This is a genomic window from Mycobacterium hubeiense (genome assembly GCF_002838065.1).
In the GTDB taxonomy this organism is placed as follows: Bacteria; Actinomycetota; Actinomycetes; order Mycobacteriales; family Mycobacteriaceae; genus Mycobacterium; species Mycobacterium hubeiense.
Map to the genome: position 1 here is coordinate 1 of NZ_PIZU01000064.1, position 17634 is coordinate 17634.

General features: G+C 64.8%; 17 protein-coding genes, 28 tRNA genes and 1 pseudogene. 34 read left to right on the forward strand and 12 right to left on the reverse strand.

The window, feature by feature from the left end:
* Positions 1-770: pseudogene (locus CWS39_RS26545) on the reverse strand (transposase); the annotation flags it as partial.
* 153 nt (positions 771-923) lie between these two features.
* A complete protein-coding gene (locus CWS39_RS26550; RefSeq protein WP_102145866.1) occupies positions 924-1244 on the reverse strand; it encodes a hypothetical protein in 321 nt (106 codons plus the stop codon).
* A 669-nt stretch (positions 1245-1913) separates the two neighbouring features.
* Here CWS39_RS26550 and CWS39_RS26555 point away from each other — a divergent pair.
* The 29 genes from CWS39_RS26555 to CWS39_RS26680 all read left to right on the forward strand — a co-directional run bounded on the left by CWS39_RS26555 (position 1914) and on the right by CWS39_RS26680 (position 4944).
* Positions 1914-2001 (forward strand) — tRNA-Leu (locus tag CWS39_RS26555).
* Between the two features lie 16 nt (positions 2002-2017).
* Positions 2018-2091, forward strand: a tRNA-Leu gene (locus CWS39_RS26560).
* A gap of 7 nt (positions 2092-2098) precedes the next feature.
* Positions 2099-2174, forward strand: a tRNA-Lys gene (locus tag CWS39_RS26565).
* A 5-nt stretch (positions 2175-2179) separates the two neighbouring features.
* Positions 2180-2254, forward strand: a tRNA-Lys gene (locus tag CWS39_RS26570).
* A gap of 10 nt (positions 2255-2264) precedes the next feature.
* A tRNA-Gly gene (locus tag CWS39_RS26575) sits at positions 2265-2337 on the forward strand.
* A 6-nt stretch (positions 2338-2343) separates the two neighbouring features.
* Positions 2344-2417 (forward strand) — tRNA-Cys (locus CWS39_RS26580).
* Between the two features lies 1 nt (position 2418).
* Positions 2419-2496: transfer RNA gene (locus CWS39_RS26585), tRNA-Trp, on the forward strand.
* Between the two features lies 1 nt (position 2497).
* Positions 2498-2573, forward strand: a tRNA-Pro gene (locus CWS39_RS26590).
* Positions 2574-2590: 17 nt separating this feature from the next.
* Positions 2591-2663, forward strand: a tRNA-Val gene (locus CWS39_RS26595).
* A gap of 14 nt (positions 2664-2677) precedes the next feature.
* A tRNA-Met gene (locus CWS39_RS26600) sits at positions 2678-2754 on the forward strand.
* A gap of 43 nt (positions 2755-2797) precedes the next feature.
* Positions 2798-3292, forward strand: a complete 495-nt coding sequence (locus CWS39_RS26605) for an HNH endonuclease (RefSeq protein ID WP_102145867.1) — start codon at positions 2798-2800, stop codon at positions 3290-3292.
* Positions 3293-3350: 58 nt separating this feature from the next.
* Positions 3351-3437 (forward strand) — tRNA-Asn (locus tag CWS39_RS26610).
* A 1-nt stretch (position 3438) separates the two neighbouring features.
* Positions 3439-3526: transfer RNA gene (locus CWS39_RS29035), tRNA-Tyr, on the forward strand.
* Between the two features lie 2 nt (positions 3527-3528).
* Positions 3529-3601 (forward strand) — tRNA-Gln (locus tag CWS39_RS26615).
* Positions 3602-3617: 16 nt separating this feature from the next.
* Positions 3618-3689: transfer RNA gene (locus CWS39_RS26620), tRNA-Gln, on the forward strand.
* Positions 3690-3693: 4 nt separating this feature from the next.
* Positions 3694-3768, forward strand: a tRNA-Glu gene (locus CWS39_RS26625).
* Position 3769: 1 nt separating this feature from the next.
* Positions 3770-3848, forward strand: a tRNA-Phe gene (locus CWS39_RS26630).
* 9 nt (positions 3849-3857) lie between these two features.
* Positions 3858-3929, forward strand: a tRNA-Glu gene (locus tag CWS39_RS29040).
* A gap of 6 nt (positions 3930-3935) precedes the next feature.
* Positions 3936-4012 (forward strand) — tRNA-Ile (locus CWS39_RS26635).
* Positions 4013-4019: 7 nt separating this feature from the next.
* Positions 4020-4092: transfer RNA gene (locus CWS39_RS26640), tRNA-Asp, on the forward strand.
* A gap of 7 nt (positions 4093-4099) precedes the next feature.
* Positions 4100-4174, forward strand: a tRNA-Ala gene (locus CWS39_RS26645).
* A 4-nt stretch (positions 4175-4178) separates the two neighbouring features.
* Positions 4179-4265 (forward strand) — tRNA-Ser (locus CWS39_RS26650).
* Between the two features lie 2 nt (positions 4266-4267).
* A tRNA-His gene (locus tag CWS39_RS26655) sits at positions 4268-4344 on the forward strand.
* Between the two features lie 2 nt (positions 4345-4346).
* A tRNA-Arg gene (locus tag CWS39_RS26660) sits at positions 4347-4423 on the forward strand.
* An 18-nt stretch (positions 4424-4441) separates the two neighbouring features.
* Positions 4442-4513 (forward strand) — tRNA-Arg (locus CWS39_RS26665).
* Between the two features lie 89 nt (positions 4514-4602).
* Positions 4603-4679 (forward strand) — tRNA-Ile (locus CWS39_RS26670).
* 6 nt (positions 4680-4685) lie between these two features.
* Positions 4686-4758, forward strand: a tRNA-Thr gene (locus CWS39_RS26675).
* Positions 4759-4774: 16 nt separating this feature from the next.
* Positions 4775-4860: transfer RNA gene (locus CWS39_RS29045), tRNA-Ser, on the forward strand.
* Positions 4861-4870: 10 nt separating this feature from the next.
* Positions 4871-4944 (forward strand) — tRNA-Arg (locus tag CWS39_RS26680).
* A gap of 18 nt (positions 4945-4962) precedes the next feature.
* On the opposite strand, the gene CWS39_RS26685 is transcribed toward CWS39_RS26680, so the two are convergent.
* The 4 genes from CWS39_RS26685 to CWS39_RS26700 form a co-directional block, all read right to left on the reverse strand.
* Entirely contained in the window at positions 4963-5322 is a 360-nt protein-coding gene (locus CWS39_RS26685) for a hypothetical protein (RefSeq protein WP_102145868.1), read from the reverse strand.
* 14 nt (positions 5323-5336) lie between these two features.
* Complete coding sequence (locus tag CWS39_RS26690) at positions 5337-5660, reverse strand: hypothetical protein (RefSeq protein ID WP_158240417.1); 324 nt, start codon at positions 5658-5660, stop codon at positions 5337-5339.
* Between the two features lie 6 nt (positions 5661-5666).
* On the reverse strand, positions 5667-6260 hold the full coding sequence (locus tag CWS39_RS26695; RefSeq protein WP_102145870.1) for a hypothetical protein: 594 nt from the start codon (positions 6258-6260) through the stop codon (positions 5667-5669).
* A 133-nt stretch (positions 6261-6393) separates the two neighbouring features.
* Positions 6394-9750, reverse strand: a complete 3357-nt coding sequence (locus CWS39_RS26700; RefSeq protein WP_102145871.1) for an NACHT domain-containing protein — start codon at positions 9748-9750, stop codon at positions 6394-6396.
* A gap of 221 nt (positions 9751-9971) precedes the next feature.
* Between CWS39_RS26700 and CWS39_RS26705 the strand changes: the two genes are divergently transcribed.
* From CWS39_RS26705 to CWS39_RS26725, 5 genes are all read left to right on the forward strand, one after another.
* Complete coding sequence (locus CWS39_RS26705; protein WP_102145872.1) at positions 9972-10910, forward strand: sensor domain-containing protein; 939 nt, start codon at positions 9972-9974, stop codon at positions 10908-10910.
* A 21-nt stretch (positions 10911-10931) separates the two neighbouring features.
* On the forward strand, positions 10932-11897 hold the full coding sequence (locus CWS39_RS26710; RefSeq protein ID WP_102145873.1) for a sensor domain-containing protein: 966 nt from the start codon (positions 10932-10934) through the stop codon (positions 11895-11897).
* 10 nt (positions 11898-11907) lie between these two features.
* Positions 11908-12618, forward strand: coding sequence for a sensor domain-containing protein (locus CWS39_RS26715; protein ID WP_158240418.1), 711 nt, complete (start codon positions 11908-11910; stop codon positions 12616-12618).
* Positions 12619-12687: 69 nt separating this feature from the next.
* Positions 12688-12957, forward strand: a complete 270-nt coding sequence (locus CWS39_RS26720; RefSeq protein ID WP_102145875.1) for a hypothetical protein — start codon at positions 12688-12690, stop codon at positions 12955-12957.
* Positions 12958-13235: 278 nt separating this feature from the next.
* Positions 13236-14981: an outer membrane protein assembly factor BamB family protein gene (locus CWS39_RS26725; protein WP_158240419.1), complete on the forward strand. Its 1746-nt coding sequence runs from the start codon at positions 13236-13238 to the stop codon at positions 14979-14981.
* 17 nt (positions 14982-14998) lie between these two features.
* Here CWS39_RS26725 and CWS39_RS26730 read toward each other — a convergent pair whose 3' ends face one another.
* From CWS39_RS26730 to CWS39_RS29050, 6 genes are all read right to left on the reverse strand, one after another.
* Complete coding sequence (locus CWS39_RS26730) at positions 14999-15364, reverse strand: hypothetical protein (RefSeq protein ID WP_102145877.1); 366 nt, start codon at positions 15362-15364, stop codon at positions 14999-15001.
* Positions 15365-15405: 41 nt separating this feature from the next.
* A complete protein-coding gene (locus tag CWS39_RS26735) occupies positions 15406-15948 on the reverse strand; it encodes a hypothetical protein (protein WP_102145878.1) in 543 nt (180 codons plus the stop codon).
* Between the two features lie 9 nt (positions 15949-15957).
* Entirely contained in the window at positions 15958-16206 is a 249-nt protein-coding gene (locus tag CWS39_RS26740) for a hypothetical protein (protein WP_102145879.1), read from the reverse strand.
* Between the two features lie 18 nt (positions 16207-16224).
* The gene (locus tag CWS39_RS26745) at positions 16225-16632 is read right to left on the reverse strand and encodes a type II toxin-antitoxin system VapC family toxin (RefSeq protein WP_233213714.1); all 408 of its coding nucleotides are present in this window, start codon (positions 16630-16632) and stop codon (positions 16225-16227) included.
* Complete coding sequence (locus CWS39_RS26750) at positions 16614-16847, reverse strand: type II toxin-antitoxin system Phd/YefM family antitoxin (protein WP_102145880.1); 234 nt, start codon at positions 16845-16847, stop codon at positions 16614-16616. Before CWS39_RS26750 ends, CWS39_RS26745 begins: the two co-directional genes overlap by 19 nt.
* Positions 16848-16943: 96 nt before the next feature.
* Positions 16944-17634 (reverse strand): hypothetical protein (locus tag CWS39_RS29050; protein ID WP_158240420.1); only part of this gene is annotated, 691 nt, incomplete at its 5' end.

Consider the following 17634-nt stretch of genomic DNA (forward strand, 5'->3'; position numbering starts at 1 on the left):
TGGGTCGGCCGCCCGTCCATGACGAGTTGCATGCGGTAGGTGTCGCGGCCATTGATCACCGTGCGTACGATCCGGGTCGACAACACTTTCCTTGCGGCGATCAACGCTTCGATCTCGGCGAGCTCGGTCTGCAGCTCCCGGCCGCGCCGCCCCGATACGGCCGCCGGCGCGATCGGAACCACCAACCCCGCACCCCACTGCACCCCGACCAGTCGGCCTGTCTGATCGGTCTTCGGCCGCAGCGCACCGTTGCCGTCTTTGGCGGCCAACGAATGCAACCCGCGTTTGACGGATTTGAATCGGGGCTTGCCCTTCGTGCCGACGTGCCACTGGCGGACCGCATCGAACGCGCGCGCCCCCAGGTTCTGGGTCTCCTGCGCCGGCAGATACTCGCGCACCCACGACTTACGCAGCGACGATGCGAACGACTGAGCCGCATCAAGCGTGAAACCGTGTGCCTGCTCGACGGTGCGGAAGGCAGCCCGCCGTATCTGACGCTCGGCGGGGCTGCGGTGCGGCAACTCGCGTGCCGCCCGCCACGCCAGATCGGCCTTCACCGCACGGCTACGGTCGATGAACTCGGCCAGCACCGCGTTATACACCCGCACCCCAGTGAAAAACCGGATACCGATCTCACGGCACTGCGCGCCCGTCGGGCGCAGTGGCCACGACCGCACATGCGTGGGCGCGCCCTTCGCGCGTTTGCGCGCACGCGGCTTGCGCACCGGAACTTCGGCCGGTGTCGGCGTCATGCGGTAGGACTTACCCACAGCACAACCGTAGAGGTGACCACTGACAACCACGACGGACAAGCTCGGCCTCTTTGAGCGCCGGGCTACGCCCGGCGATGGACGGGATGGGCTCACCCCGCCATAAATGGCGAGGCTTGCGCCCAAAGGAATTCGGTCAGTAGCGGCGCTGACTCACGCCGCCTTCGGTGGTTGAGCTCGCCGCTCGAGGATGCGTTTGACTTGTCGGAACTCGCGGTGCGCTGTTTGTGTGTTCGTGACTGCCCAGAGTGCGACGACTGCGATGATCGGAACGATGGGACTGATGATCTGGGCTAGGGTGCCGGACAAGATAATTGCGGCGGCCGCGCAGATCAGCGCGTTGCGCCGTAGTTCTGTCAGCCTCATCGGGTGGCCGGCCTGGGCCAGCCTGTCCTCGAAGAAGGACGTCATCGAGAGGCTGAGAATGCTGAGTATCAAAAGGAGGGTGAGGGCGATGATCAGTGGCAGATCCATCGTGGATGCCCTTTCTTGAATCGGTGAGTGCTTACTAAGTCGAGGTATATGCCCGAGGAGTCGGCGATCCGGTCGCCGGTTAGAGAATGCTTTTCGCGGTTTCGCACGGCGGGGGTTTCGCACGGGGGGGATTGGCGCTGTGAGCTGCGGAAAAATGTTGGCTGGGATGTCGGTGGCGGCTGCTACCGTTGATTTGTGACCATGATCCGCCGCGACTACTACGCGTTCGCCGGGATGCGAAAAGCATCATCGGCGGCATCGTCGTGCGCGGACCTCACCAGCGGGAATACCCCGTTGTGGACGGCCCAAGCTGAGCGCGTCGGCGGCGTCAGCCAGCCCAGTCGCTTCCGGTCATTCCGTCATGAGCAGTCTTCCGCCCTCTCTGTGGGCGTGCGCCCCGATCGGAAGCTTGGGCCCGAAGAACAATCTCATATATCTCTCACTTTTGGTGTTTGCGCTGCTAGGAACGTCGTCTGACATTCCTATAGTTTGGTGCACCCAAACGGCCTGTCCGCCAACAGTTTTCGGCGAAATAATTCCTCGACAACCGTCGTTGCGCGATGCACGATGAGTAACCAGCAACGCACACCGTCCAGGTGTGCACCGCAGACAAGCACTCGAATCCGCGTGCTGTGTCAGGACTTTGAGAACTTCACAGTGGTGGCATCCGCGCTCGTGGCGGAATTTCCGGAAGACGCGCCCGGCTCAAACCCGGGTGCCCGATCTGGGCGTACAGGTTCGAGTCCTGTCGAGCGCACTCTTGGTGGTGTCACGCGCCTGTAGCCCAAATGGTAGAGGCACCGGTCTTAGGAACCGGTCAGTGTGGGTTCGAATCCTACTAGGCGCACAACATCGGGTCGTTGGTGAAATCGCGTATCACTCTTGGCTTTTACCCATGAGTTCCGGGTTCGAGTCCCGGGCGACCCACCACGCATGCGCCGTTAGCTGAGTTGGGATAGCACCAGACTCTTCATCTGGGGACGGGGGATCGAAACCCTCACGGCGCCCCAACGTTTCACTGCCGTTGAGGTGTAACAGGTTTGCACATCAGTCTTCCAAACTGACAGAGCGGGTTCGAGTCCCGTCAACGGCTCTTCGAGCGGCTGTGGCCGAGTGGTTAGGCAGCGGTCTGCAAAGCCGTCCACGCGGGTTCGACTCCCGCCGGCCGCTCCAGACGGATGTAGCTCAACTGGTAGAGCCGTGGTCTCCAAAACCGCGTGAGTTGGGGGTTCGAGTCCCTCCATCCGTGCCAACGGGATGTAGCCAAGTTTGGTAAGGCACCTGCTTTGGGAGCAGGAGATTTCGCACGTTCGAATCGTGTCATCCCGACCGGTAACGCAACACAGGCCCCTGTAGCTCAGGTGGGAGAGCGCCTCGCTTACAACGAGGAGGCCGGGAGTTCAAATCTCTCCGGGGGTACGTAGGAAACACGATGCGCGGTAGGACAGTTCGGCAGTCCGCCGGGCTCATAACCCGGAAGTCGGTGGTTCAAATCCACCCCGCGCAACCATCATCATCGTTCGCGACAACTATTCAGGGAGGAGGCACGCGGCATGAGAGATTTCCGTCATCGGGCTAACCGTCAGCAGACCGTGGCGGTGTACAACGCCGACTACCGCGTGCTGACCCACGTGAGCTGGCAGGAGGCTATCCGGCTGCTGCTGCGGGGCTCGGTCTACGTGATCGAGCGTCACAGCCCGGCCGTGCACATACACAGCCCCTCGACGATCATCGAGCTGCCGGTATCGGTCGCACTGCGCGAGTACGTCCACGTCCCGTACCGGCCCAGCAACCGGGTCACCCGCGACGGGGTGCTGGCCCGTGACCGCTACACCTGTGCCTACTGCGGCGGCTACGGCGACACTCTCGACCACGTCGTGCCAGAGTCCCGCGGCGGGCAGAACACCTGGCTCAATCTGGTCGCAGCGTGCGCACCGTGCAACGGGCGCAAGGACGACCGCACGCCGGGCGAGGCCGGGATGCGGCTGCTATGGGAGCCGTACGAGCCACGCGAGCGGGCCCGCTACCGAGTTCCCGCGATGGCGTAATCCCGTTCGGCGGGGCGGACGACGTTCTTCACCTCGTCCGCCCCGCCCCGGCCCTCGTTCCCCGGTCGCCTAACTGGCATGGCAACGGCCTGTTAAGCCGTCGAGCGTGTGCTCATTCCTGGTTCGAGTCCAGGTCGGGGAGCCATCTGCGCGCGGTGACGACGGCGGTGTCACGGCTGGCTGTAAACCAGTTGCCTTTCGGCTCAGGGGGTTCAAATCCCTCCGCGCAGACCAATTGCCCCGTGGTGTAATCCGGCAGCACAGCTGATTCTGGATCAGTCGGTCTAGGTTCGAATCCTGGCGGGGCAGCGCATCCAAATATCGGTGCCTCGTTGGGTAATTGGTAGCCCACCGGATTTTGGTTCCGGCCGTTCAGGTTCGAGTCCTGACGAGGCAGCAACGGTCCGTTGGTGTAGGCGGCAGCACACCTGGTTCTCAGCCAGACGGCAGGAGTTCAAATCTCCTACGGACTACCACGCCGCTGTAGCTCAACACCTGGCAGAGCACCCGAGTGAAGCCCGGGAGGCTGCGAGTTCGATCCTCGCCGGCGGCACCAACCAGTCAGGCCCCGTTCGGATATGGGTTAGTCTCCCGCTCTTTCATAGCGGGGGAGCGGGTTCGAGTCCCGCACGGGGTGCGCCAGTGTCCGGTAGCTCAGTCGGTGAGAGCGCCGCTCTGATACAGCGGAGGCCGGAGGTTCAATCCCTCCCCGGACAACCAGCACATTGGCCCTGTAGAGCAGTGGGAAGCTCGCCACCCTGTCACGGTGGAGGTCGCGGGTTCAAGCCCCGTCAGGGTCGCTAAAAAGGGGTGCTAGCTCATGTTGGTAGAGCGCCTGCCTTGCAAGCAGGAGGTGCGTGGGTTCGAGACCCCGGCACTCCACCCTGGAAGTGTGGCAGAACGGTAATGCAGCGGCTTGCTAAGCCGTCGCCGCGGCAATCCGCGGTTGGGGGTTCGAGTCCCTCCACTTCCGCTGTGGCGGTAGCTCAAACGTGTAGAGCCCCGGGTTGTGATCCCGGAGGGTGCGGGTTCAAATCCCGTCCGTCACCCCAATGCCTCTGTAGCGCAATCGGACAGCGCACCGGTTTCCGGAACCGGAGGATGTAGGTTCGAATCCTGCCAGGGGCGCCACACACTTCGTTTTTGAAAGCCCCTGTAGCTCAACGGACAGAGCGACAGTCTACGAAGCTGAGGAGGGGAGTTCGATTCTTCCCAGGGGTACTCGGTCGGTCGGTCCCCGTGGGGCGGCCGGCCTAAACCCGGCGTCGGTGCGGGTTCGACTCCCGCCGGGGACACCAAGCAGTTGCCATGCGCCGGGAGCACGGCTGGTAAGTGCAGCACTCTTATAAGGTGACGGTCACGGGTTCAAATCCCGTCCGGCGCACCACATCATGCCGGATTAGCTCAACAGGATAGAGCACCTGTCTCGTAAACAGGATGCGTGGGTTCGAGGCCCGCATCCGGCTCAACAGCCACCACCAGGGAAGGCAGCGCCACGGCGGCGAAGCGGCTTCGAAACCCGTGCCAGGCAATGAGTCCTGAAGGTTCAATTCCTTTGCCTTCCGCCATGTTTCTACGGCCTCCGTAGCTCAACGGACAGAGCGGCGAGCTTCTACCTCGCATCGGTGCGGGTTCGACTCCCGCCGGAGGCTCCGCACGCCCGAACGCAGCTAGGAGCTGAGTACTTCAGCGAGGCCGGCGAGATCGAAGCGCAGCTTGGAGATCAACGGGTCAAGTTCGGCGTTGTTGCGGGCGGTGTAGAACGTGAACGCCCGCGAGGCGATCGCATAGACCTCTTCAAGGAAGTGGCGCGCCCCGTCCGGCTGGGAACTGAGGTATTGGCTGTGTGCGCGCAGTAGTGCTGCCTGGAATTCGCGTCCTTTGACCGCTTCGGTGGAGCGTTGGTCGAGAGCGCGGATGGTGTCGTTGATGTGGTTGTCGAACCGCCGGCACCAGATATCAGGTTTCTTGGGTCGGTGATCTTTTGGTGTGGGCGGAAAGTTCGGCCACCAGTCTTCCGGCGTGGGCATTCGTTGATCCGTTTCTACGGGGTGCTTCCGGGCCGGTCATCGGCTGCTGCCTCTAGTGGCTGAGGGATGGCTTCGTGCTCGGGCTCGGTCCACACATTCCGGGCGTCACATATGAAGCCGATGGACAAGGCGACGAACAGGAACGCGGCCGGGACGGCCAGCCAGCCGAATTCGGTGATCGCGGTTGGCGCGGCGACGAGCCACATGGGGGCGAAGAGCAGCGATTTGCCGACGAGCAGTGCGCGCGGCACGGTGAATGCGGTCCAGCCGGGATCCTTGGTGTCGGTCACGTTCGTCGTCTCCCCTTGTGCGTCTGACGGCATTGTCGCAGCGGTCACCGACATTCACTTCCTGCCGGCGCGGTGTGCGCGGACTCCCGCCCCAGCACCCGCGGCCAGGCCGAGCAGCGCGGCGGGAAGCAGCGCGCCGCGGATCCAGCTGGTCATGGTGGGGTGCGTGCGGAGGTCGGAGACGTGGGTGGGGGCTGCGATCGCGTCGAGTCCACCGAGGATGAAGGTGCCGGCGATGGCGGCCAGCGCGATCGCGAGGTAGAGGGCCAGTGCGGTGATGGCGGCGACGGTGGCCGCCAGCGGCAGTGCTCGCCGGTGGCGGCGCCGCGGCCGATCGATACTGGTGGTTGTGCTCATGTCCCGAGGTATATGCCCGGGGCGGCGGCGATCCGGGCAGGACGCCGCCGGTGGGTGGTGTTTGTCGGAGGTGAGCCGGTCGAGCTGGGTGAGCAGATCGGCCTTGGTGGCGCCGGTGTCGTAGGCCACGGCGACGAGGCGTTTGGCCGCGTTGATGGCCTGGTCGCTGCCGATGCGCAGTGTGTGGGCTACCAGCGCTTGGAGGTCGGCGATGATGGGTTCGGGTACCGGTCCTCCGAGGTGTTCCTCGAGGAGCAGTACGGCGTGTTCGAAGTCGATCTGGTCGCTCATGGTGTTTTTCCCTGTTCGCTCGACGTGCCGCCACGTGCGGCCCGATGGTGTCAAAAGTGTTCTAACACAATTCAGCTCGCACGGCCGGTGAGTGGGGAAATGCTGAACTGATAAGGGGGCTTATCAGTACCGTTTATCGGTAGGTGGCCGCCGTGTCGACCTTGAGCCACCGGTTGGCGCGGGCAACGCTGAGAAGCGACGGCAGTGTCGTCTGATCGGGCGCACCGCAGCTGTCTTCTGATGGTTTCGCCGCGGCCGGTCCCCGGAGTCGATTGAGCGCGTCCAGCTCGGCGTCTGCGGTGTCACCGGTGACTGGGCGACTCGCTAACCAGCCGAACCGCGCGATCTGTTCTGCCGCGCGGAGGACCGTTCGCCGCCGCGCGACCGGGAGCTGCCGGAGAACGTCGGTGAGTTCGGGCAGCAGTTCGGAAACGACCGGGCTGTCCGCGACGCACCACAGCGCCAGTGCCCATTCTGCTCGGCCGAGGTCGTCGTCGATACCCTGCAGCTGCGCGCGCCACCAGTCGACGTGGCTTGAGTGGGAGCGGGTCAGAGCAAGAAGCTCGGTGGGGTGGCCGGTGGTGCCGAATGCTGTTGCGTCAGCGCACTTCTTGTACCCGATCCCGAACGGTGAGGCGGCGCCGATGATCGCGATCTCCGAGGCGATCCAGCAGCGTCCGGCGTGCTCGTGGGCGGCTGCGGCGGTGTCGGCCCAGGGGAATGTGCTGGCCTTGTAGCCGGGCTTGAACGCACGTGTGTTGGCGATCGGCTCCCACGGTGAGCGGGCCTTGCGGAGTTGTTTGATCGCTTCGTATCTGCGGCGTTTGGCTTTGTCGTCGCCCGAGATGAAGCCGGTTCGGGAGTCGGTCAGGAACTCCCCGGGTGCCATGGCCGCAGCGACTTGCGCCGGCATCGAGCTGATCGAGGTGACGCGGGGGCATTCGCCGTTGAGCACCGCGGTGAGAAGCGCTGCCTCGAACGGACTTCCGGGGTGCGGGCTGAGTCCGGTGCTGAGGAAAAGTTCAGCGGCGCCGTCAGACAGGTCCATGTCGTCGAATGTCGCGGTGATCCCGGCGCCGGCTTCACAGCATGCACCGATCGCCAGCCACGCGTTCTGCTGGGGTGTGCCGATCGCTGCGGTGAGCTGTTCGTACCACCATTGCGTGAACTTGCTGCGCTGGTTGAGCAGTTCCCGCAGCACACGCACATGGTGTGGGTTGGCGCTGTCGCTGGGATTCTTGGCGATCAGCGTGGTCAGGCGCGACCAGGTCGGGTCGGGGCCGTCCGAGTCGGGCAGGTTGGGTAGTTCGGGAAGCGCGATGATGTCGCGGCTGTCGAGCGCGGAGAGCAGGATCTCGGTCCCGACGTCCGAGCAGAGTGCCGTGAGCACTTTGCGGGCCTCGCGCGGGCGGCGCACGAAGACGCCGTCGGTGAGCAGCGCCCACGTCGCGAGGTAGGACGCGGAGCTCGACGTGTGCGCCAGCTCCTGTTCGATGCCGGCGACCAGGACGTAGAGGTCGCTGCCTTTCGCGTTGCCTCCGTAAAACCGGGCGGTGTTGAGCCAGTAGGGGCGCCGTAGCAGTTCTTGCAGCACGGTGGTGGTGTCGAAATCGGGATGGTCCTCACCGGCGTTGCGGTAGAGGAAACGCGCGGCGAAGTACTCCCGCAGCGACAGCACCTCGAATTCGTAGGTGCCGTCGATCTTGCTGGTCAAGGCCCACAGGCGGTCGCTGGCTCCTTCGAAGAGCTCGTTGACGATCGACTCGCGGTTGCCGTAGGTGCGCTGGAAGTGGCGCATCGCCGCCTTCAAGTCGTCGATGCTCATGCGGCCGTTGATCTGTGACTCCTCGGTGTGGGCGTGGAGGTACCAGCCGAGGAACGGGATGATCTCGAGAAGCTCCTCCTTGTGGTCGCGAACGGCCTTGGGGTGCTTGTTGGCCTCGCGGGCGAGGAGAAGGTCGACGTACTTGTCGTAGAGGTCGGTGCGCTGGGTGGGTGTGGCCGCGCCCTGCTGGTGGAGAAGATCCAGCAGGATGGTCAGCTGCATCGGGTTGCCGGCGAGCTCGTGGATGTAGGGTTCGCGGCTTTTTTCGTGGAAGCTCTTGCGCAGTGTGCGGCCATCGCTACTCCTGATGCCCCGCACGGCGCACCACTTGCGTAGATAGTCGGCCCGCTGCTCGCCCGTGAGCTGGTTTAGCGTGATGATCTCGAACTTGTCGGTCGCCGGCTCTGCGAGCTCGCCCGCGCTGGGGCGTGTGGTGACGACCACCTTGAGTGGTTCGGTGTAGGTCCTTCCGCGGCTGGCGAAGGCGTTGATTTCGTTGACCACCCGGCGTCGGGTGGTGGCGCTGCCGACCTCGTCGAGTCCGTCGAGTACGACGAGACTGGGAACGCGATCGAAGATGTCTTGCACCGTGCCCGCCGTGGCGGTGATGCCGCCGCTCTCGTGGGTCATCAGGTCAGCGAGGAAGCACTCGATCGTCGCGTGCTCGCCTTTGCGTGGCCGCGCCCTGGTCGGTTTGCGGTCGTCGGAGTGGTCCCAGACGTCTTTGCCGGCGAGCCACAGCGCGTAGTCGCTCAAGTCCAACCTGATCGGGAACCGAGGATTCTTCAACGCCGGGAGCGTGGTGGGCCGTTCTGATTGGGGGCTGAACGCGCTGCGGTGCACCTGGCAGACGTATTGGCTGAGCGTCGACTTGCCCTGCCCGGGAGCGCCGCGCACCAAGGTGAACGGTGTCGGTGTGTTCAGCAGATGCGCGGCCGCGCCGCCGAGGGCGCTGGACGTGCGTGATCGGTGCCGGATGGTGGGCGGAGAGTGCACCTGGTCAGCGGTGACGTCGACGAAGAGGTCCACCACTCTTTCCTGGTCGACGTCGGCCTGGCTGAATTTGACTCGCTCGTCGTCGTCCCATTGGGCGCCGGCGATCTGTCGGATCAGTTTGCGGTCTGCCTGGTTTTTGGTTGTTCCGACGTGTTCGGCGACCAGGAACCGGATGAGGTCCCATCCGGCGAGCATGTCGGCGTAGGCCCACTTCGTTTCCGTGGGGGCGTTGTCGACCCAGGGGTCGAGCGCTTCGCGCCAGATGGGGGTCATCTGGTCGAAGCCGAAGGTTTTCGCATGCTCTTCGAACTTCTTGTTCAGTCGATCGAAGGTGCCGGATTCCGGCTTGGCGGTGCTGCTCACGTTGGTGACGAGCGCGTAGTTCCGTACGCCCTGCGCGGCCAGACGTCGAAGGCTCTTTTCCTCCGATCGCACCACCTGGTTCAGCCACGTGACTGGATCTTTCTCCTTTCCGGTTGCTGACCATTTGACCTGGTAGACCAAGACTTCTTTGTCCAGCTTGCGGAGCCCATCGCGGCCGCCGTCGGCCTGTCGAAGCGGCATCGCGATGTAGTCGGAGAACTGGTTGGCGAGCAGTGCGCTGACGAGCTGCTGGAAGTCGTGGTCGCCCAGGCGCTCGTAGAGGTAGCGGTGGCGGCTCTCGGGCACGGGCTGACTCCTCTGCTCCACCGGCGGTCGGGAACGCAAACCTATTCAACCCGCAGACTGCGGTGGGATTGGGCAGGTTGGGTGGCACGTCGGCCGCGGTCTTGATCTGCCTTGATGTTTGGCGGTGGACGGATAGCATCTGCGGGGAGTTTGCCGAGGCGGCTGAGGTAGTTGGCTCTGCTGGGAGTTTGCCGAGGCGGTACGGGAGCGGGGCGCGGGGAATGGGTGCGTCTGGCGAGGAGCGTTCATCGGCGCAGCAGTGGCCGGCCGGCTACGGCACCCCGCCGCCCGGGCCGGGCGCGAGACAGCCGGGCCCGGGGTGGAACTCGTCGATGACGCCCCCCGGCGGGTCCGGGCCGGGAAAGAAGCTGTGGCTGGTTGCCGGTGCCGCGGTGGTGGCGGCGGGCGTGACGGTCGCCGCGGTCGCCATCGCCATGCGAGGCGACAGCAGCGGCCAGGCCTCCGAGGCCGCCGGCGGCGCGAGCTCGTCGACGCAACCTGCGGGGGTGCCGGCGGACACGACGACGTCGGCCGGCCTGGCTCCTGGGTTGAACCGTGAGGTGTTGGCGCAACTGCTGCTGCCCGTCGAGGACCTCAACGCGGCGTTGGGGGCGGTCCTGGAGATCGACGGTCGAGGAACCGAACTGGTCGAAGGCACGGCGGACCGGTCGTTGCGGGGCGGGAAACCGGTCAACGACTGCGGGACCGCGCCGACACCCGGATTGCGTGTCGACGGCTATGAGGGTGCCGGTGTCACGGGCGTGGAGTTTCAGAGCGCTGTCGACCGGGGACGCGGGTCGCGTGCGATTCAGGTTCTCACGACGTTTCGTGACGAGCAGAAGGCCCAAGAGTTCTTTGCGGCGCAGTCGGAGATGTGGGAGAAGTGCGCCAAAGGTGGCTGGGAGATCAGGCTGACCGCTCCGGGCGGGGCTACCACGGGCTGGTTTCCAGGCCCGGCTGAAAAGGACATGCCTGACGTGCTGTCGATCTCGTTGCACACCTTTCCGGAGGAGGGGCGCGGGACATTGAATTGCCACCATTCCCTGGCGGTGCGGCGCAACATCGGCATCGACATCCAAACGTGCGGCTACTACGACGAAGGCCTTCAAGCGCCGGCGCTGGCCGCCAAGATCGCCGAACGAATCCCATCGGCGAAATAAGTTCGGGGAAAGAAGGATTCGATGACCGGGCCGCAGCAGCCACCGTTCGGTGATGTCCCCGGGGCTGGGGACCGCACGATGCCGATCGACAAGTCGACCCGGCGCCCGCTGCCATCGCGGGGGCACCTCGGGCCACCGCCCCCAGCCAGCCCACCACCACCATTGCCGCCGTCGTGGCCGCCGGCCGGGCCGGTGCGGCGCGCGCGGCCGGTGAAGACCTGGGTGGCGCTGGGCGTCACCGGGTTGTCGTTGATCGTGTCGCTGGTCTCGGTGGTGATGCTGGTGAGCCACTTCGCGGGGTCGAGCCCGGCGATTCCGGCGGCAGCTCCGCTGACGCTGCCGCCGAACTACGCGCCGCCGCCGCGCGGAGCAGCACCGCCTCCGAAGGAGGCCAACCTGGTCGGCAGCCGCCAGCTCGGCGACATCTTGGGCACGCGAGACGATATGGAGGCGTTCTTCAAGACGCCGATCTGGCCGCCCGGGGACTACTTCTTTCTGAGCTCGCTGACCAGCGACCATCCGGAATGCGGTGGGGTTGCGGCACCGACGCAGAAGCAGGGGTACCGGTGGGCGGACTACGACACCACACGGTCGCAGTTCTTCATGGACTGGGATCCCGCGCAAGGGCCCGACTTCACGCGTGTGCCGCTACTGAAGGGCATGCAGCAAGCGACGACCTTCGACAGTTCAGCTGCCGCAGCGGAAGTCGTGTCGGGCGAGAGTGGGCGGTGGAGCAAGTGCACCGACAAGACGGTGACGGTGCACACCGAAGAGGGAGATGAGCAGTATCAGGTGGCGGCACCGAGTTTCGTCGACGGTGTGCTGGCGGTGACATTGACCCGCCCAGGCCCTGAGCCGTGGTCGTGTCAGCACGTGCTCACCTCGCGTCGCAATGTCGCGATCGATGTTCGGGTGTGCTCGGCGTCGGTGGGTTCGCGGGGGGTGGAGTGGGCGCAGCAGCTCGCCGGCCGGGTCCCGGGACAGTAGGGCGGTGATGATGTCGAAACCGAGCGTCCTGACGATCATCGCGGGACTATCTGTGGTGGTGGCGATTGCGTTGGCGGGCACGGCCTTCGCCGTTCGCGGCGCGGGTGCGCCGAGCCCGGAGGTGAATGGGGTACCGCTGGCCGACGACAAGCTCACCGGTCTGTTGAGCGCGCCCGAGGAGGTCGCCGAGGCGGTGGGTGCGCACGCCATGACGATCAGCGGTGACAAGGCCGAGATGCAAGGCACCGACGGCCGCAACGCCGACAACGCGTGCATCGGTCTGCTGGGTGCGCGTGAGGACTCGGCGTATAAGGGCAGCGGCTGGACCAGTGTTCGGTACCGGGGGACGACAGATTCCGGTGAGGACAAGCGAATCGGACAGGTGGTGGTCGCGTTTCCCGACGCGGCCGCCGCGGCCGGGTTCGTGGCCAAGCAACAAGAAGTGTGGACGCAGCAGTGCGCCAACCGTGTCATCGACAAACTCACAGCGGCGGAGTCCAAGAAAGTCAACTACGCCGTCGGCGACGTCACCAACGACGATGGAATCCTCACGGCCACATTCCATTCGGAGGGCGGCGGCAACACGTGCGTGCGTGGGCTGGCATGGCGAAACAACATCGTCATCGACGTGATCGCCTGTGGCGTCGACATGCCGAAGTCGGTGATGGCTGGTCTTGTGGTCCCGGTGTCAGCTCGGATCGAAGAAGCCGGCAACACATAGGCGGCGAGACTCGGAAGCGGGCCGTTGAGTGATTGGCGCGGTGTCGGTGGTGGCGACGACAATGGAGTTGTGACCGAACCTTCCAACCTTGGTGTGCAGAAGCCGCGGAAGCGGACCGACGACACCGAGATCTCCGAGTTCACCATGCTGGTGCGGGTCCCGGGGCAGCCGGAGGCGCTCAGTGTCTTCACCGACGCCGAGGTTGAGCAAGCTAACCGCTACGCGGCCGAGACCGGTGGAACCGTGGTGCCGCTGCCACTGGCCCCGCCGAACGGTTACGTCGCCGACGAAGTCAGCGGAGTTCTCGTCCCGGAGGGCCCTGTCGCCGCTGATAGTTGACGCGGCTGTGGCCTTCACTCTCTGATGAGTGCGCCGGTCATGTCTCGTCTTGGGGGAGGGTGACGGTAAAGGTGCCGTTGCGAGGCGGGTTGTCGGGATCGAGGCCGAATACCTCGCACAGGCAGTCATCGCCGCCCCACATCGGGCAAAATTCTGCTTTGCACCTGGTCATAACCGGTCTCCTCTTTTACTGACGATAATCCCGGCCAGCTCTTACCTAACATATCGGGGATCTGGCTAGCTCACGCCAGTAGGTTGCTGTCGGGGGGGTGATGGGCGTGTTGAGACGAGTTCTGCAGTACGTGGGAGTCGGTGCTGCTCTTGCCGGTCTGCTGTGTGCCGCGGCGGTCAGTCTTTTCACCGCTGCTGTGGCCAGCCGGCCGATCTGCGCGTCGTGCGGTGAGATCGTCGGTGTCTCGAATCGGTTGTCGTGGTCGATTTTCGCTATCAGTCTCGTCGCGGCTCTTGTGGCGGGGTGGGCATTGTGGACCGGTTCCGGCGAGCGCGGTAAACGCCGACGCATCGGAGTATCGGTGGCTCTTGGCCGGGCCGCCGGGGGTCTACTCGGCTGGTACGCGTTCAGCGGGTTCGCCAGGCTCCGCCGAGCCGTCGGTAGTTCGATTCCCGCGACCGAGCAGATGTGGACGGTGACCAGCGGCGTGGTCCTCGCCGTTGCCCGTCTGGTGGTGACCGCACTGGTGCTGATTCCGTGCCCGGTCCGCCCCGGACGCATAGGCGTGGTTGCTGCGATTGCGGGGGCGGTGGTGGCGGTCGCGCTGACCGCGGTGATCACCTCGCCTGCGCTGCGAAACGGCGACGACGCGCGCTACGTGATCGCTCAAACGGCTCAGGACGTTGGTGGCCGGGTGGCGGCGTGGCCGGGTCGGCTGGGACAGCAGACGTTTGAGATGCCGTGGACACCTACCGGTCCCTTCTACCCGAGCTCGACGCCGCGGCCCGCCGGAGATGGGTTCGTCGCCATGCGTGAAACTCCGCGGGCGGTCATCGCTTACGACGCAGCGGGTCGGGAACGATGGCGCTACAGCCGCATCGGCCCGGGTTCAGCGCGGTTGGCCGGCTTTGAGGTGTTCGACGACGGCGGCGTGGTGGTCACCCGCGCCTACGAAGACGGTGTCACGCTGGTGACGGCGCTCGATGCGGTCACCGGCAGCACACTGTGGTCGTCGACAGATCCGTTAGTGGCCGCGGCTTTGAGGCCGCGCAGCGTGAATGCTGTTCAATCGCCATTCCTGATCGCGCGTGATGAGCGGCGATGGACGTTGTTCGATGCTCGCACCGGCGTGCAGAAGTGGAGCATTCCCAACCCGGTGCAGTGCGGCGCCGATTATGACCCACAGCCGATGACAAGTCTGTTCGACGACATTGCCAGCTATAGCATTGACAATCGCCATCGACTGGTCACCATCGGTGACTGTTCGACGTCCGACCGCATTGAGCTACGCGAATTCTCAGTCAGCCCGGAGACCGGCGAGCTTCTTACCCACCGCGTTGTGCCCGCATTCACCACGGGCGAGCGTCGCGATGTGCGGCACTGGTGGGCCATCCCGGCGGGCAGCGACGGTTATTCCGTGCGTATCGCCTGGTTGAGCACAGTTCGAGTCAGCGACGTGTTCGTTGACATTCCCTCTGGTCGCGGGGTCGACCTGGGCGATGGAAATCGATGGGCCAGCAGTCCATCCGATGGAGGATTCCTAGTCCTCAACGACAGGCAGGCACGCCAGTACTCCGGGACTGGAGACGTCGGCTGCGAGTTCACCGTTCCCAACGTGTTTTACGGTGCCGTCGCGATGCTGACCGACCAGATTGTGATCGTCGACGACAGCGACCCACAGCAGACCATGCTGCGATTGTTCAACCGTTCGGACTGTCGAGAATCCGCAGCAGTGCCGGCGGCCGTGACACGGAAGTATCGCGAAATTCTCTACCTCGACGTCATGCGCGGAGTGACGTTGCTACGTCTTGACAAACCGAGTGGCCCGCCCACGCTTTTCGGCTACGCATAGCAGTTGCCGATGATGAGTCAGTCGACCTGGGCGGGGCTGGCCGAGTCTAGGTAGTGGTTGACGGCCCACTCCGCGTCGCTGTCACGGCCCGTGGCTGTCGCCCATCTGCCGACCGCGTTGAGGCGTTCGTGCCAGGTGAGATTCGTGGAGCTGTATCCGCCTTCGCGTTCGTCCGGATCGGTATCCATCCACGCGTTGAACTGCGCCGCCAGGTCTGCCCCGTCCAGGGCGCATCGTGGGCATATGTCGCGGTCGTCTCGGGTGATCCAGCCTTGAGCATGGGCGTATTCGCGGGCCGCGGTTGCGGTGTCTGAGCTGTTGTCGCTGACGGCGGTGTCCATCGCGTACGGGCAGTCGTCGCAGATCAGTTTGTAAGCAATCATCGTTCGAATCTCCTGCCTGTGCGGGCATTGTGTTGTTGCGGTCAAGACCATTGGTGCTCAATGTGATCGAGTTTGACGAGGACCTGGAAGTTGGGGTCGATCGGTTGAATTCTGGAGCGCAGATAGCTAAGGCGGTGGCGGCCATTGCCGTAGCGGGTGACGCCGTCGGCGTAGCGGGTGATCTCGGGGGGATGGTCGCGCCAGCGGACAACTTCCTGGGGGACTTCTGGGCCGAGTGTTGGCATCTGAGCCCGGTATCGGATTTGTGCGTCGGGTGTCGAGGGCAGCCGTTGATTCAGCACGGGATTGCTGTGGGCGTGCGCGGTGGCCTGGCGCGCGATCTCGACGATATCGCCCGCCGGGTCGAAGAAGGGTTTCAGGTGGTGGTTGAGCAGCCGCTGGTATCGGGGTGTCCAGAACGCTTGCTCGTTGGCTGTCTGGTTCCCGTGATGGATGCCCAGCAGCTGTTTCATGTCGGTTTCGAGCTCCTCGTGTCCGATCTTGCCGAGACCGTGGGGGTAGGGGGCTTGGGAGATGGGAATTGTTGTGTAGAGGGTGAATCCGCCGCCGTTGATGTCGACCATGCTGAACCTTCAGGAGTCGCGGGGCTCGTCGCACGCGCCGCTGTTGATCGCATCAGCGCCGGCTTTGGTGAGGACCCAGCCTGGGTGTGTGAGTGAGTAGGGCTCGATGAGTCCGCGCTGGCGAAGTGAGTGAATCGTGGCACCGGGGATGCCCAGGCCGGTCGTGTCGAGGTAGCTGTCGCCGCCGGCGGGTGAGCGGCCGTCGGCGATCATGCGCATGGTGACCCGCTGTGACCAGTTCAGGGGTTTGGTTGTCATGTGTTGTCTCCCCGCGGTTTACAGCGTGATGACGGTGGTGAAGGCGCCGGTGGCGATCTGGTCGTCGCTGGTTGCGATGGTGAGGCCGCGGCGGACTGCTTGGGCTACGAGCATCCGGTCGAATGGGTCTTTGTGGGGCCAGTTGAGTTGGCCGGCGACGATCGCGTCGGCGGAGTCGATGGCCAGGTTGGTGGCGTTCATGGCGGCCAGGGTTTCGTCCCAGGCTGCCAGGAGCGGTGCGCCGTCGAGTCGGCCGATCCGCGTCTTGATCGCCACTTCCCATGCGGAGGCGGCTGACACGATCAGTTCGTTGGTTTGGTCGGCCAGGGTGTCGAGGGTGGCGGGGTGGATGCTGTTTGGTGTTGAGACGAGCCGCAGTAGGGCGTTGGTGTCGAGGAGGTATGCGGTCACGAGGCCGATTCCCATGCCGATAGTTCTTCGGCCGGTAGGGGGTCGTCGAAACCGTCGGGGACGGTCAGGGTGGGGAACTGGCCGAAGGTGCGGGGTTTGGTGTGGGCGGGTGAAATGATCGCCACTGGGCGGCCGTGGTTGGTGATCGTGACTGGCTCGCCGGTCTTTTCCACCTCGGCCAGTAGTGCGTTGAGGCGGGCTTTGGCTTCGGTGCTGGAGATGGTTTTCACGGGTTGAGCCTACCCGCAATCCACTATTCGCACTAGTGCAACTAGTCCGAATAGTGGCAGGTGGAGCGGCGGGCGCCGTTGACCTGCCTGCGGCTATCAGCCGGCGGGGTGCGCGACGACGGCGTAGCCGCCGAGCTCGACGTCGTCGAGCCGCTGGACGAGGTGATGCACGTAGGCCCAGTCATGGCCGTCGTGTGGGGGATTGGAGAAGAACACCACGTCGCGCTGGGAGGCGGGAGCGAGTACGGCCTCGGCCAGCACAGGTCCACCCATTCCCTCGCCGCCGCGTTCGCGCAGTTGTTGTTGGGTGCGTTCGTCGAACGGCTCGAAAGGGCCCTCGTCGCCCAGTCCGTCGAACACGATCCCGACTGGATCAGTCTGCTGGACCTCGGCGCCGTGGTCGGCCAACAGTTTCTGCACGGGCGGGGCGCCCGCGTTGGCGAGCAAGTCCCACTGTGTGGTGCCGAGTTTCGCGGCGATGTCGGGGGTGAGGCCCTGGACCCGCCATGTGCGCACGGCCACCGTGGCGAGCGCTTCGGTGCTGAACGGGTTGGTGATCGTCAGCGACATCTGCTGCTCGGCGCCGGCGGCGATGGTGAGGTTCTTCTGGGCCACGTGGCGGTCGAGGTCTGCCCGCCACGGAGTCTGAACTGGATCGTTGAGGCATTCGGCGTGGACCAGAAGGCATTGGTGGGTGCCGAATGTCAGTGAGGGCGTCCACGCCGTGGTGCAGTCGAAGGTGTCGGCCGCCCCGCCGCCCAACGAATGTTGACCGTCTCTCTGGATG